This window comes from Pseudomonas sp. ABFPK (assembly GCF_001586765.1).
GTDB classification, from domain to species: Bacteria; Pseudomonadota; Gammaproteobacteria; order Pseudomonadales; family Pseudomonadaceae; genus Aquipseudomonas; species Aquipseudomonas asiatica.
This window is the reverse complement of the sequence record NZ_LQXW01000014.1, coordinates 52778-67044: the sequence shown is the minus strand read 5'-3', so window position 1 is coordinate 67044 and position 14267 is coordinate 52778. Positions and strand designations below refer to the sequence as shown.

General features: G+C 63.2%; 13 protein-coding genes. 12 read left to right on the top strand and 1 reads right to left on the bottom strand.

Annotated features, from left to right (window positions below):
• The first annotated feature begins 489 nt into the window (after positions 1 to 489).
• The 12 genes from WM94_RS11815 (at position 490) to astE (ending at position 12814) form a co-directional block, all read left to right on the top strand.
• Positions 490 to 1275: an ABC transporter substrate-binding protein gene (locus WM94_RS11815; protein WP_054573801.1), complete on the top strand. Its 786-nt coding sequence runs from the start codon at positions 490 to 492 to the stop codon at positions 1273 to 1275.
• A gap of 88 nt (positions 1276 to 1363) precedes the next feature.
• Positions 1364 to 2053, top strand: coding sequence for an ABC transporter permease (locus tag WM94_RS11810; protein WP_003260113.1), 690 nt, complete (start codon positions 1364 to 1366; stop codon positions 2051 to 2053).
• The gene (locus WM94_RS11805; protein WP_003260115.1) at positions 2050 to 2748 is read left to right on the top strand and encodes an ABC transporter permease; all 699 of its coding nucleotides are present in this window, start codon (positions 2050 to 2052) and stop codon (positions 2746 to 2748) included. The genes WM94_RS11810 and WM94_RS11805 overlap by 4 nt, the downstream gene beginning before the upstream one ends.
• Before the next feature lie 22 nt (positions 2749 to 2770).
• Positions 2771 to 3535 (top strand): ABC transporter ATP-binding protein, encoded by a 765-nt coding sequence (locus WM94_RS11800; RefSeq protein WP_025340127.1) that lies wholly within the window; start codon positions 2771 to 2773, stop codon positions 3533 to 3535.
• A 97-nt stretch (positions 3536 to 3632) separates the two neighbouring features.
• A complete protein-coding gene (gene argR, locus WM94_RS11795) occupies positions 3633 to 4613 on the top strand; it encodes a transcriptional regulator ArgR (protein ID WP_024087503.1) in 981 nt (326 codons plus the stop codon).
• A gap of 547 nt (positions 4614 to 5160) precedes the next feature.
• Positions 5161 to 6381, top strand: a complete 1221-nt coding sequence (locus WM94_RS11790; protein ID WP_013973653.1) for an aspartate aminotransferase family protein — start codon at positions 5161 to 5163, stop codon at positions 6379 to 6381.
• Positions 6382 to 6527: 146 nt separating this feature from the next.
• Positions 6528 to 7547 (top strand): arginine/ornithine succinyltransferase subunit alpha, encoded by a 1020-nt coding sequence (aruF, locus tag WM94_RS11785; RefSeq protein WP_013973652.1) that lies wholly within the window; start codon positions 6528 to 6530, stop codon positions 7545 to 7547.
• 78 nt (positions 7548 to 7625) lie between these two features.
• The gene (gene astA, locus WM94_RS11780) at positions 7626 to 8654 is read left to right on the top strand and encodes an arginine N-succinyltransferase (protein ID WP_013973651.1); all 1029 of its coding nucleotides are present in this window, start codon (positions 7626 to 7628) and stop codon (positions 8652 to 8654) included.
• The gene (gene astD / locus WM94_RS11775; RefSeq protein ID WP_061551276.1) at positions 8655 to 10118 is read left to right on the top strand and encodes a succinylglutamate-semialdehyde dehydrogenase; all 1464 of its coding nucleotides are present in this window, start codon (positions 8655 to 8657) and stop codon (positions 10116 to 10118) included. It begins immediately after the preceding gene.
• Between the two features lie 23 nt (positions 10119 to 10141).
• Positions 10142 to 11491: an N-succinylarginine dihydrolase gene (gene astB / locus WM94_RS11770; RefSeq protein ID WP_061551275.1), complete on the top strand. Its 1350-nt coding sequence runs from the start codon at positions 10142 to 10144 to the stop codon at positions 11489 to 11491.
• 14 nt (positions 11492 to 11505) lie between these two features.
• Entirely contained in the window at positions 11506 to 11796 is a 291-nt protein-coding gene (locus tag WM94_RS11765; RefSeq protein ID WP_061551274.1) for a hypothetical protein, read from the top strand.
• A 10-nt stretch (positions 11797 to 11806) separates the two neighbouring features.
• Complete coding sequence (gene astE, locus WM94_RS11760; protein WP_039612612.1) at positions 11807 to 12814, top strand: succinylglutamate desuccinylase; 1008 nt, start codon at positions 11807 to 11809, stop codon at positions 12812 to 12814.
• Positions 12815 to 12835: 21 nt separating this feature from the next.
• Here the strand turns inward: astE and WM94_RS11755 are convergent, their stop codons facing one another.
• The gene (locus WM94_RS11755) at positions 12836 to 14113 is read right to left on the bottom strand and encodes a M91 family zinc metallopeptidase (RefSeq protein ID WP_061551273.1); all 1278 of its coding nucleotides are present in this window, start codon (positions 14111 to 14113) and stop codon (positions 12836 to 12838) included.
• Positions 14114 to 14267 lie beyond the last annotated feature (154 nt).

Genomic DNA, 14267 nt, shown 5'->3' with positions numbered 1-14267 from the left:
GTTGTATCAGTGAGGCCAGCCAACAAGAACCCCGCCCGGGCAACCGGCGGGGTTTTTGCTTTACTGTTACCCGACATTCATCGGTAACTGTTCTGTCACCGGCGTCGCACAATATCGGGGCGCCAGGAAACAAATCCGGCCTGTTTCGGTGCGTTTTCGCAGTCTTTTTTGCGACCCGGCACGCTGCACTTGCCGTAATACAAGGCTTTGCCAATAATAGGCCCGGGAATTGCTAGTACTATACGTTCTATTTCTTGCGCTCTTGCATATTTTGCAATGGCTGTCAACATCGCCCGTTGCCGTTTCAAGCGCTTCTGTAAGTAGTTGTCGCTTTGAAGAAATATCGACTACCGGGCTGTCGTTAAAATGCCACTCACTCGCTCGTGGTCTGCGGCCTTGGTCGAACCCTGCGCGGCTCGCGTTGTACCCATTCGCATATCGGGCAGCCGTTACCTGCCTTGTATTGCCCTGTACCGATGGAGTTACCTGATGAAGAAGCTCGCACTGCTTGGCGCCCTGGCGCTGTCCGTGTTTTCCCTGGTGTCGCAGGCCGATGAAAAACCGCTGAAAATCGGCATCGAAGCCGCCTACCCACCCTTCGCCTTCAAGCAGCCAGACGGCAGCATTGCCGGTTTTGACTACGACATCGGCAACGCTCTGTGCGAAGAGATGAAGACCAAGTGCACCTGGGTCGAGCAGGAGTTCGACGGCCTGATCCCGGCGCTGAAAGTGCGCAAGATCGACGCCATCCTGTCGTCCATGTCGATCACCGAAGACCGCAAGAAATCGGTCGACTTCACCAAGCGCTACTACCTGACCCCGGCTCGCCTGGTGATGAAGGAAGGTACCGCCGTCAGCGACAGCCTGGATGAGCTCAAGGGCAAGAAGATTGGTGTGCAGCGCGGTTCGATCCACGACCGCTTCGCCAAGGAAGTACTGGGCGCCAAAGGTGCCACCGTGGTTCCTTACGGCACCCAGAACGAAATCTACCTGGACGTGGCGGCTGGCCGCCTCGATGGCACCGTGGCCGACGCCACCCTGCTGGAAGATGGCTTCCTCAAGACCGACGCCGGCAAGGGCTTCGCCTTCGTAGGGCCGTCCTTCACCGACGCCAAGTACTTTGGCGACGGCATCGGCATTGCCGTGCGCAAAGGTGACAAGGCCAACGTCGACCGCATCAACGCGGCCATCGACGCCATTCGTGCCAACGGCAAGTACAAAGAAATCGAGAAGAAGTACTTCAACTTCGATATCTACGGTCCAGACTCGAAATAAGACGTCGGGTTTCACCTGTGCAATGGTGCAAACAGCAGAGGCTCTGAGGTTTGCACCATTTTTCATTCTCTAGGTCGAGGACCTCATCATGTTGAAAGGCTACGGGGCAGTCATCCTCGACGGGGCGTGGCTGACGCTTCAGCTCGCCCTGTCGTCGATGGCCCTGGCCATCGTGCTCGGCCTGATCGGTGTGGCACTGCGCTTGTCGCCGGTGCGCTGGCTGGCCTGGCTGGGCGATCTGTATTCCACGGTGATTCGTGGTATTCCGGACCTGGTCCTGATCCTGCTGATCTTCTACGGCGGGCAGGACATCATCAACCGGGTTGCGCCGCTGCTCGGTTATGAAGACTACATCGACCTGAATCCGCTGATCGCGGGTATCGGTACCCTGGGCTTCATCTTTGGTGCCTACCTGTCGGAAACCTTCCGCGGTGCGTTCCTTGGTATTCCGAAAGGCCAGGCCGAAGCCGGCGTGGCGTATGGCATGAGCAACCGCCAGGTGTTCTTCCGCATCCAGGTGCCGCAAATGATTCGCCTGGCGATCCCGGGCTTCACCAACAACTGGCTGGTGCTGACCAAGGCCACCGCGCTGATTTCGGTAGTGGGCCTGCAGGACATGATGTTCAAGGCCAAGCAGGCGGCCGATGCCACCCGCGAGCCTTTCACCTTCTTCCTGGCGGTGGCGGCCCTGTACCTGGTGCTGACCAGCATCTCGCTGCTGGCCCTGAAGTATCTCGAGCGCCGCTACTCGGTTGGCGTCAAGGTGGCTGAACTATGATCTTCGACTACAACGTCGTCTGGGAGGCACTGCCGATGTATTTCGGCGGCCTGCTGACCACCCTCAAGCTGCTGGCGATTTCGCTGTTCTTCGGGCTGCTGGCGGCCATTCCGCTGGGCCTGATGCGGGTGTCCAAGCAGCCAGCGGTCAATCTCGTGGCGTGGCTTTACACCTACGTGATCCGCGGCACGCCGATGCTGGTGCAGCTGTTCCTGATCTACTACGGCCTGGCGCAGTTCGAGGCGGTGCGCGAAAGCTTCCTGTGGCCGCTGTTGTCCAGCGCTACCTTCTGCGCCTGCCTGGCGTTCGGCATCAACACCAGTGCCTACACCGCCGAAATCATCGCTGGCAGCCTCAAGGCCACGCCGCATGGCGAAATCGAGGCGGCCAAGGCCATGGGCATGTCGCGCATGAAGATGTACCGGCGCATCCTGCTACCGTCGGCCCTGCGCCGGGCGCTGCCGCAGTACAGCAACGAAGTGATCATGATGCTGCAGACCACCAGCCTGGCGTCGATCGTTACCCTGATCGACATCACTGGCGCTGCGCGCACGGTCAATGCCCAGTACTACCTGCCTTTCGAGGCCTATATCACGGCGGGCGTGTTCTACCTGTGCCTGACCTTCATCCTGGTGCGCCTGTTCAAGATGGCCGAACGCCGCTGGCTCGGCTACCTGGCGCCGCGCAAGCACTGACCGCTTTGTGAGAATCGACAGCATGTACAAACTCGAAGTCCAAGACCTGCACAAGCGCTACGGCAGCCATGAAGTGCTCAAGGGCGTGTCCCTGTCGGCCAAGGCAGGCGATGTCATCAGCATCATCGGCTCCAGCGGTTCGGGCAAGTCGACCTTCCTGCGCTGCATCAACCTGCTGGAGCAGCCGCACGCTGGCAAGATCCTGCTCAACAACGAAGAGTTGAAGCTGGTACCGGGCAAGGACGGCGCGCTCAAGGCAGCCGACCCGCGTCAGCTGCAGCGCATGCGCTCGCGCCTGTCGATGGTTTTCCAGCACTTCAACCTGTGGTCGCACATGACCGCGCTGGAAAACATCATCGAAGCGCCGGTGCATGTGCTGGGTGTGAATCGCAAGGAGGCCCTGGAAAAGGCCGAGCATTACCTGGCCAAGGTCGGAGTCGCCCACCGCAAGGATGCCTTCCCGGGGCACATGTCCGGTGGCGAGCAGCAGCGCGTGGCAATTGCCCGGGCGCTGGCCATGGAGCCGGAGGTCATGCTGTTCGACGAGCCGACCTCGGCGCTGGACCCGGAACTGGTGGGCGATGTGCTCAAGGTGATGCAGGCGCTGGCCCAGGAAGGCCGCACCATGGTGGTGGTGACCCACGAAATGGGCTTTGCCCGTGAGGTTTCCAACCAGCTGGTGTTCCTGCACAAGGGCCTGGTGGAAGAAACCGGCTGCCCGCGCGAAGTGCTGGCCAATCCGCAGTCGGAGCGCCTGAAGCAGTTCCTCTCCGGCAGCCTGAAGTAAAAGCTGCATTTTTGCACCAGAATAGGGCATGCTGCGCGGCGAGCGCAGCCTGACCCGGCGCACAGACTCGAACGACCTCAGGTTTCGGACCGCACCTATGACCACCCAGCGAATCGGTTTTCTCATCTGGCCAAGCACCAAGCCCTTGACTCTGGCGCTGGCCGAGGAAGTGTTGCAGGTGGCGCAGCGGGTGCACCCGGAAGTGGTCTACGATCTGGTCTTCCTGCAGGCTGAGCCGGCGCAAGAGGGTAGCTGGCGTTTGCCGGGCGAGCCGTGGAACGGTCGCCTGGAGGGGTGTCACAAGCTGTTCCTGTTGGCTGACGAGCAGCCGCTGACGGTGGGGGCTGCGTTGTCGACGGCGCTCAAGCAGTTGGCGCGCAGTGGCTGCATGATTGGCGGCCTGTCGGCCGGGGTTTACCCTCTGGCGATGCTGGGCCTGCTCGACGGTTACCGGGCTGCGGTGCACTGGCGCTGGCAGGATGATTTTGCCGAGCGCTTCCCCAAGGTCATCGCCACCAGTCACCTGTTCGACTGGGACCGCGATCGCCTGACCGCTTGTGGCGGCATGGCCGTGACCGACCTGCTGCTGGCAGTGTTGGCCCGTGATCACGGGGCGGAGCTGGCCGGGGCGGTGTCGGAGGAACTGGTGGTCGAGCGCATTCGCGAGGGTGGCGAGCGCCAGCGTATTCCGCTGCAGAACCGCCTGGGCTCCAGCCACCCCAAGCTGACCCAGGCGGTGCTGCTGATGGAAGCCAACATCGAAGAGCCGCTGACCACCGACGAAATTGCCCAGCACGTGTGCGTGTCGCGCCGGCAGCTGGAGCGCATCTTCAAGCAGTACCTGAACCGCGTGCCGAGCCAGTATTACCTGGAGCTGCGGCTGAACAAGGCGCGGCAGATGCTGATGCAGACCAGCAAGTCGATCATCCAGATCGGGCTGTCCTGCGGCTTCTCCTCAGGGCCGCATTTTTCCAGTGCCTACCGCAACTTCTTTGGCGCAACGCCGCGGGAGGACCGCAACCAGCGGCGTAGCAGCAGCCCATTCGAACTGAGCTCGGCGCCTGCCGAAAAAGGCTGATATTTCGGGTGGGTTCGGGGCGTATGCCTTGGGTTTGATGGTGCGGCGGAAATCGAGCGCCGCCCGCGCGGCGCTTCGCAGCACAAGGCTGCTCCTACATCTGTTTCGGGCCAGTTATTCCTGAGGCGGGGGCGCGCGACCACTTGGTGTTCGCCTCGATATTGCGTCGGACCAACAAGGCGGTCGCGTGCGATGGTGCAGGCGTGACTGGCCGGAAACAGATGTAGGAGCAGCCTTGTGCTGCGAAGCGCCGCGCGGGCGGCGCTCGATCTTGCAGGCGCCACACGCCTCTCGCCGGAGATCCCGCACGATTCACCAGATAACCAGCCCCTCACAAACCTTCGTGTACACCCGTTCACCCAGCCCCCTCTCTCCCGTACACTGCGCGATTGCGACAGTGTTTGTCGCATTGCCGAAAGCCTTGTCAAAACTGGGTTTTGCGCTGTAACAAGTTGTCGCTTGGCCGCAAGGACAGGCGCGGATCAGTCCTTACAATCCCCCCATCGCTCGCCACTTCCAGGCCAGCGTTCCTCTTCAGGAGACTCAGATGTCCGTTGAGCAAGCCCCGGTGCAACGTGCCGATTTCGACCAGGTCATGGTCCCCAACTATTCTCCGGCGGCCTTCATTCCTGTGCGAGGCGAGGGCTCCCGTGTCTGGGACCAGTCGGGTCGCGAATTGATCGATTTTGCCGGTGGCATCGCGGTCAACGCTCTGGGCCACTGCCACCCGGCACTGGTCAAGGCCCTGACCGAGCAGGCCAATACCCTCTGGCACGTATCCAACGTGTTCACCAACGAGCCGGCCCTGCGCCTGGCCCACAAGCTGGTGGACGCCACCTTTGCCGACCGTGCGTTCTTCTGCAACTCCGGCGCTGAGTCCAACGAGGCCGCCTTCAAGCTGGCCCGTCGTGTTGCCCACGACCGCTTCGGCCCGGAAAAGCACGAAATCATCGCCACCGTGAACAGCTTCCACGGCCGTACCCTGTTCACCGTAAGCGTCGGTGGCCAGCCGAAGTACTCCGATGGTTTCGGCCCGAAGATCACCGGCATCAGCCATGTGCCGTACAACGACCTGGAAGCGCTGAAGGCACAGATTTCCGACAAGACCTGCGCCGTGGTGATCGAGCCGATCCAGGGCGAGAGCGGCGTGGTGCCGGCCGACAAGGCCTACCTGGAAGGTGCGCGCAAACTGTGTGACGAACACAACGCCCTGCTGATCTTCGACGAAGTGCAGACCGGCGTTGGCCGTACCGGTTCGCTGTATGCCTACCAGCACTACGGCGTTACCCCGGACATCCTGACCAGCGCCAAGAGCCTGGGCGGCGGTTTCCCGATCGGTGCCATGCTGACCACCACCGAGCTGGCCAAGCACTTGGCTGTCGGCACCCACGGCACCACCTACGGCGGCAACCCGCTGGGCTGCGCCGTCGCCTGCGCGGTGCTGGACGTGGTCAACACCCCGGAAACCCTGGCCGGTATCAAGGCCAAGCATGAGCGCTTCAAGGTCCGCCTGGAGCAGATCGGCCAGAAGTACAACCTGTTCAGCCAGGTGCGTGGCGTTGGCCTGCTGCTGGGCTGCGTGTTGACCGAGGCCTGGAAAGGCAAGGCCAAGGACGTGCTCAACGCCGCCGAGAAAGAAGGCGTGATGGTGCTGCAGGCCGGCCCGGACGTGGTCCGCTTCGCGCCAAGCCTGGTAGTTGAAGACGCCGACATCGACGAAGGCCTGGACCGCTTCGAGCGCGCCGTGGCCACCCTGACCAAGGGCTGATCCGCCCGCGGTCCCTTTGCCGGCCACGGTGCAGGCTCAGCCCGAGTCTGTACCGGGCCGGTGATACCCGATTCCAGTGCAGGTGCCAGTGCATCTGCCGTTTTTCCGTGCCGCCGTGAGCGGCCCGATTCCAAAGGAGTGACACCATGCTGGTGATGCGCCCCGCGCAAATGGCTGATCTGAACGAAGTGCAGCGCATGGCTGCAGACAGCCCCATTGGTGTCACCTCGCTGCCGGACGACACCGCTCGCCTGGGCGACAAGATCGCCGCATCCGAGACTTCCTTCGCCGCCGAGGTCAGCTTCAACGGTGAAGAAAGCTACTTCTTCGTGCTCGAGGACAGCGAAACCGGCAAGCTGGCCGGTTGCTCGGCCATCGTCGCTTCGGCCGGCTACTCCGAGCCGTTCTACAGCTTTCGTAACGAGACCTTCGTGCACGCCTCGCGCGAGCTGAAGATCCACAACAAGATCCATGTGCTGTCGCTGTGCCATGACCTGACCGGCAACAGCTTGCTGACCAGCTTCTATGTGCTGCCGGAACTGGTGAACAGTGGCTGGGCCGAGCTCAATTCGCGTGGCCGCCTGCTGTTCATGGCCGCTCACCCGGAGCGTTTCGCCGACTCGGTGGTGACCGAGATCGTCGGCTACAGCGACGAGCAGGGCGAATCGCCGTTCTGGGATGCCATCGGCCGCAACTTCTTCGACCTCAACTACGCCGACGCCGAGCGCCTGTGCGGCCTGAAGAGCCGCACCTTCCTCGCCGAACTGATGCCGCACTACCCGATCTACGTGCCGCTGCTGCCTGACCTGGCTCAGGAAGCCATGGGCCAGGTGCACCCGCGGGCGCAGATTACCTTCGACATCCTCATGCGCGAAGGCTTCGAGACCGAGCACTACATCGACATCTTCGACGGTGGCCCGACCCTGCATGCGCGTACCTCGGGTATCCGCTCGATCGCCCAGAGCCGGGTTGTGCCGGTGAGGCTCGAGGAAGCCCCGGTCAAGGGCGGGCGCCCGTACCTGGTGTGCAACGGCCAGTTGCAGGACTACCGCGCGGTGCTGCTGGACCTGGACTGGGTGCCGGGCAAACCGGTCAGCCTGAGCCCGGCAGCCGCCGAGGCGCTGGGGGTGGGCGAGGGAGCCAGCGTGCGCCTGGTTGCGGTCTGAGGTCTGGCAACAGACGTTTCGGGATTGATGCGTTAGAAGAGTTTCGCGCCGGCCGCCGCCGCCGCAAAAGGAGATAGCATGATCGTTCGTCCTGTACGCAGCAGCGATTTGCCTGCGTTGATCGAATTGGCACGCAGCACCGGTACCACCGGGCTGACCACGCTGCCGGCCAACGAAGAGCGCCTGGGGCATCGCGTTGGCTGGGCGGAGAAGAGCTTCCGCGGCGAAGCCGAGCGTGGCGACACCGACTACCTGTTCGTGCTGGAAAACGACGAAGGCATGGTGGTGGGCATCAGTGCCATCGCTGGTGCCGTCGGCCTGCGCGAGCCCTGGTACAACTATCGGGTCGGGCTGACCGTCAGCGCCTCGCAGGAGCTGAAGATTTACCGCGAAATCCCCACCTTGTTCCTGGCCAACGACCTGACCGGCAACTCCGAGCTGTGCTCGCTGTTCCTGCGCAGCGACTACCGCTCCGGCCTCAACGGCCGCCTGCTGTCGCGGGCGCGCATGCTGTTCATCGCCGAGTTCCCCGAGCTGTTCGGCAAGAAGATCATCGCCGAAATGCGCGGCATGTCCGACGAGCAGGGCCGCTCGCCGTTCTGGGAAAGTCTGGGCCGGCACTTCTTCAAGATGGAGTTCAGCCAGGCCGACTACCTCACCGGCGTGGGCAACAAGTCGTTCATTGCCGAACTCATGCCGAAGTTCCCGCTGTACACCTGCTTCCTGTCCGAGGCGGCGCGCAACGTGATCGGCCGCGTGCACAAGGACACCGAGCCGGCGCTGGCCATGCTCAAGCAGGAAGGCTTCAACTACCAGGGCTACGTCGACATCTTCGACGCCGGCCCCGCCATCGAGTGCGACACCTCCAGGATCCGCGCCGTGCGCGAGAGCCAGACCCTGGTGCTGGCGGTGGGCACGCCGGGCGATGACGCGACGCCTTACATCATCCACAACCGCAAGCGCGACGACTGCCGCATCACGGCCGCACCTGCGCGGCTGGCTGCCGGTACCCTGGTGGTCGACCCCTTGACCGCCAAACGCCTGCGCATGGGCGCCGGCGACAACGTGCGCGCCGTGCCGCTGTCGGCAAGCCGGGAGGCCCAGTAGATGACCACGCATTACATCGCAGGCAATTGGCAGGTTGGCCAGGGCGAAACCCTGCAGTCGCTCAACCCGGTGACGCAAGCCGTCGTCTGGCAGGGGCAGGGCGCTGACGCCAGCCAGGTGGGTGCCGCCGTGCAGGCTGCGCGTCAGGCCTTCCCGGCCTGGGCGCAATTGAGCCTGGAGGCGCGTATCGATGTGCTGGAGAAGTTCGCCGCGCAACTGAAAGCGCATGCCGAAGCCATGGCCCAGTGCATCGGCGAGGAAACCGGCAAGCCCTTGTGGGAGTCGGCGACCGAAGTCACCAGCATGATCAACAAGGTCGCGATCTCGGTGCAGAGCTACCGCGAGCGCACCGGCGAGAAGAGCGGCCCGCTGGCCGATGCCACGGCCGTGCTGCGGCACAAGCCCCATGGCGTGGTGGCGGTGTTCGGCCCGTACAACTTCCCTGGTCACCTGCCCAACGGCCATATCGTGCCAGCGCTGCTGGCTGGCAACTGCGTGGTGTTCAAGCCCAGTGAGCTGACGCCCAAGGTGGCCGAACTGACCGTCAATTGCTGGATTGCCGCCGGGCTGCCGGCGGGTGTGCTCAACCTGGTGCAGGGTGCGCGCGAAACTGGTGTGGCGCTGGCCGCCAACCCAGGTATCGATGGCTTGTTCTTCACCGGCTCCAGCCGCACCGGCAACCTGCTGCACCAGCAGTTCGCCGGCCGCCCGGAGAAGATCCTGGCCCTGGAAATGGGCGGTAACAACCCGCTGGTGGTGGACGAGGTCAAGGACCTCGATGCGGCGGTGTACACCATTATCCAGTCGGCGTTCATTTCCGCCGGCCAGCGCTGCACCTGCGCCCGTCGTCTGCTGGTGCCCCAAGGCGCCTGGGGTGATGCGCTGATCGCGCGCCTGGTCGAGGTGAGCAGATCCATCACGGTCGGGGCGTTCGACCAGCAGCCGGCGCCGTTCATGGGTTCGGTGATCTCGCTGCAGGCGGCGCGGGCGCTAATTGCGGCCCAGGCCGAACTGGTCGCCAAGGGCGCCGTGAAGCTGCTGGAAATGACCCAGCCACAGGCCGATGCCGCACTGCTGACCCCGGGCATTGTCGATGTCACCGCTGTGGCCGAGCGCCCGGACGAAGAGTTCTTCGGCCCGCTGCTACAGGTGATCCGCTATGCCGACTTCGATGCCGCCATCGATGAGGCCAACAACACCCAGTACGGCCTGGCCGCCGGCTTGCTGTCCGACTCCCACGCCCGTTACCAGTACTTCTGGCTGCGCAGCCGCGCCGGCATCGTCAACTGGAACAAGCAACTGACCGGTGCCGCCAGCAGTGCGCCGTTCGGCGGCGTGGGTGCCAGTGGCAACCACCGCGCCAGCGCCTATTACGCAGCGGACTACTGCGCTTACCCCGTGGCTTCGCTGGAGACCGCCAGCCTTGCCTTGCCGGCAACCTTGACGCCGGGCGTCACCCTATAACAACAGGTCACGGAGCCTAGCCGATGAAATCCTACGAAGTGAATTTTGATGGCCTGGTGGGGCCTACCCACAACTATGGCGGCCTGTCCTACGGCAACGTGGCTTCGCAGAGCAACAGCCAGCAGGGTTCCAACCCGCGCGAAGCCGCGCGCCAGGGCCTGGCGAAGATGAAAGCGCTGGCCGACATGGGCTTCAAGCAGGGCGTGCTGGCGCCGCAGGAGCGCCCGGACGTGGCTGCACTGCGCCGCCTGGGCTTCAGCGGCAGCGATGCCGAAGTGATCCAGCGTGCCGCCAAGGAGGCCATGCCATTGCTGGTGGCCAGTTGCTCGGCTTCGAGCATGTGGGTGGCCAACGCCGCCACGGTCAGCCCCAGTGCCGACACTGCCGATGGCCGCGTGCATTTCACTGCTGCCAACCTCAACTGCAAGTACCACCGCAGCATCGAGCACCCGACCACCAGCCGCGTACTGGGGGCCATGTTCAGCAACGACAAGCACTTTGCCCACCACGCGGCACTGCCTGCCGTGGCACAGTTCGGTGACGAGGGGGCGGCCAACCACACGCGCTTCTGCCGTACCTATGGCGAGGCCGGCGTGGAGTTCTTCGTCTACGGCCGCAGCGCCTTCGACAGCCGCTACCCGGCGCCGCAGAAGTACCCGGCCCGGCAGACCCTGGAAGCCTCCCAGGCCGTGGCCCGGCTGCATGGCCTGAGCGATGACGGCGTGGTCTACGCTCAACAGAACCCGTCGGTAATCGACCAGGGCGTGTTCCACAACGATGTGATTGCCGTGGGCAACGGCGAGGTGCTGTTCTACCACGAGGACGCCTTCCTCGAGACGGACGCGGTACTTGGCCAACTGCGAGCTAAACTGGCCAGCAAGGGTGGCAACTTCCAGGCCATCTGCGTGCCGCGGGCAGCGGTGACGGTGGAGGACGCGGTGCGTTCCTACCTGTTCAACAGCCAGCTGCTCAGCCGCGACGACGGCTCCATGCTGCTGGTGGTGCCGGAAGAGTGCCGCAACAACGAGCGGGTCTGGGCCTATCTGGGCCAGTTGACCAGCCAGGGCGGCCCGGTGCGGGAGGTGAAAGTGTTCGACCTCAAGCAGAGCATGCAGAACGGCGGTGGGCCGGCTTGCCTGCGTTTGCGCGTGGCGTTGAAGGAAACGGAACTGGCAGCGGTCAACCAAGGCGTTATCATGACCGCCTCGCTGTACGACACCCTGTTGCAGTGGGTCGACAAGCATTACCGCGATCGCCTTGGCGAGGCGGACCTGGCCGACCCGCAATTGCTGGTGGAATGCCGTACGGCACTGGACGAATTGACCCAGATCCTGAAGTTGGGCTCGGTGTATCCGTTCCAACGCCAACCTTGAAGAGAGACTTTGCAATGACCGACGCCCTGCGCCTTATCCTGGAAGATGAAGACGGCACCCAGCTGGAAACTTCCTGCACCCGCTTTGCCGTGGTCTGGCAAGGCAAGGAAGTGTGGATTCAGCAGGATGGTCGTGGCCAGCTGCTGATCGGCGTGGATGTCGAGGAAGACGACACCGAGTACGCCAACCTGCTGCTGCGCCCGATGGCCACCAACCTGGTCAGCCTGCAGCTGGAAATGGAACCGGCGGAGGTCGGCGAAGACGACGATCACGTCCATGGCCCCGATTGCGACCACCACCACTAAGGAAGTACCTATGCTCGCCCTTGGCAAATTGCTTGAGCTGACCCTCACCGATCACGAACCGGCCGAGAAGACCCAAGTGACACCCAAGGGCGCGCGTTTGCGCTGGCTGGGGGAGGGCGCGCTTGAAGTGCGCCCGGCCGAAAACGAGGATTGCGGGCTGGACCTGCTGCTGTCCGCCGGCATCCACGGCAACGAAACGGCGCCGATCGAGTTGCTCGAGCGGCTGTTGCATGGCGTGGCCAACGGCAAGATCAAACCCAAGGCCCGGGTGCTTTTCCTGTTTGGCAACCCCGCAGCGATCCGCAAGGGCGAGCGCTTCATCGAGCAGGACATCAACCGCCTGTTCAACGGCCGCCACGAGCTGTCCAGTGGCTTCGAGGCATTGCGTGCCGCCGAGCTGGAACAGTTCGCCCGGGTGTTCTTCAGCAAGGCGGGGCGCAGCCGCCTGCACTACGACTTGCATACCGCCATCCGCGGCTCGAAGATCGAGCAGTTCGCCTTGTACCCTTATAAAGAGGGGCGCAAGCATTCCCGTCGCGAGCTGGCACGCCTGGCGGCGGCGGGCATGGAGGCGGTGTTGTTGCAGAGCAAGTCTTCCATCACTTTCAGCGCCTTCACCTACGAGCAGTTGGAGGCCGAAGCCTTCACCCTGGAGTTGGGCAAGGCCCGCCCGTTCGGCCAGAACGAGGAGGTCAACCTCGACAAGCTGGAGGAGCGGCTGATCCGCATCATCGAAAACACCGAGCCCGAAGGCGAAGGTTCGCTGGATGGCCTGCAGCTGTTCAGCGTTTCCCGCGAGATCATCAAGCACAGCGACAGCTTCCACCTGCACCTGCCTGCAGACATCGAGAACTTCTCCGAGCTGAGCAAGGGCTACTTGCTGGCCGAGGACCTGGCCGAGACGCGTTGGGTGGTCGAGGAGGAGGGCGCGCGCATCATCTTCCCCAACCCCAAGGTCAAGAATGGCCTCAGGGCGGGGATTCTGATCGTTCCCGACTCCGGCCAGCGATTAGGCTGAGCTGGCCCCGATAGCCTGGGTTCACGGCTGTGTGCGCAGCTCCAGTTGCAGCGCCTGGCGTAGCCCGTTTTCAGTGAAGGCGGGTGGGTTGGTGTTCAGGGCGGTGCTGCCGCCGAATGTGAACCTGCAATCGGTGGGTAAGCCGATGCTCTGTAGCAGCAGGTTGTCCACCGGATAAGCGCCGTTTTTGCCTTGAACCTCGGTCTGGCCTGGAAAGACGGTGCCTGACATCGAGTTCCAGCCTTGGCACAGGCAGCGGTACAGGTCGAGCAGTGGCAGTTGCGCAGCGGTCGACCAGCCTGGGTTGTATGCCAGTGTGCCGCCGCTGTAACCCCAGCTACTCTGGTTTTCGTCGATGATGAAGTGGCCTTCGTCTTCATCTTCTTCGTGGTCGCTGGGTGTATAGGTCGTGAATTGGTGTCTGGCTGCTTCGATCACGCTGATCGGGGCTCCGGACTGCCCGGCCTTTTTATCCAGGGCCGCCAGTAGCGCCTGGCCACAGGGTAGTTTGCGCAGCAGTTCCAGCGCATCCTCTGCCGCTTGGCTGAATTGGTCGCTACCCGTCACTCGCACGCCGATATTGCCCAGGGCCTGATGTTCGGCCATCACGGGTCGGGCCAGTCGTGCATCGTTTTCGGCATTGCGGTAGAGCTCGACCCTGGATGACTCGCGGCCAAGCAGGCGGTGCCCCGTGACGTTGACAACCGCGTCGCCCTTGTCGATGAGTACCGGGCCGCTACCGACCACAACCTGGTGCGTGCCGGTATGGGCGTCGATGTGGACGATACCTGCGCCGGTCTCGATCCTGTTGCCGCTCCCTATCATGTCGATCAGCACTGTCTTCTTCACCTCCGGGGCGATGACCACGTGGTGATTGCCATCGGTGAGGCGAATGGCAATGGCTTGGGCGGTATGCGCGGGGACCATGAATACCGCATCGTTGATGGTCACTTCCAGCAGGCATTCGCGAGGGGCGATACGGACCCGCTTTTTTGGCTCATCCGAGCGCAGCGCACGCGGGGCCACGTTGAAGGCCAGCAGCTCGCTGTTCTGGGTGTTGCGGCGATAGCGTCGCCCCAACGGGTAAGTGTGTTCCAGGGTGATTCGCACGTTGGGGTCAGCCTGGATGTACTTGACCTCGGTCTGCTGCTGGGGGTTGTCTTCATTGGGAAAGGCGGTCTGGGCGTAACCAGGTTCGCGAGCATCTATGTAGTAGATCGGGTTCGGATTGGCCAGGGTAGCCTCGTGAGGCAGTGGGTGTGGATCCGAGTGGAGTTTGGACAGGTTCAGCTCAGGCATGGAGTGCTCCGGCAGCGAAGGTGGGCCAGCAGGATCCCGTTCCGCTGCGCGGGTCAGGTGTTGCTTATGTACCGCATGGGCAGGCCTGCAGGTCTGCTTTTCCGCCCTGGCCGTGCTAATGAACGGCTTTTCATCCGCCGAATGCTGTTCTGGT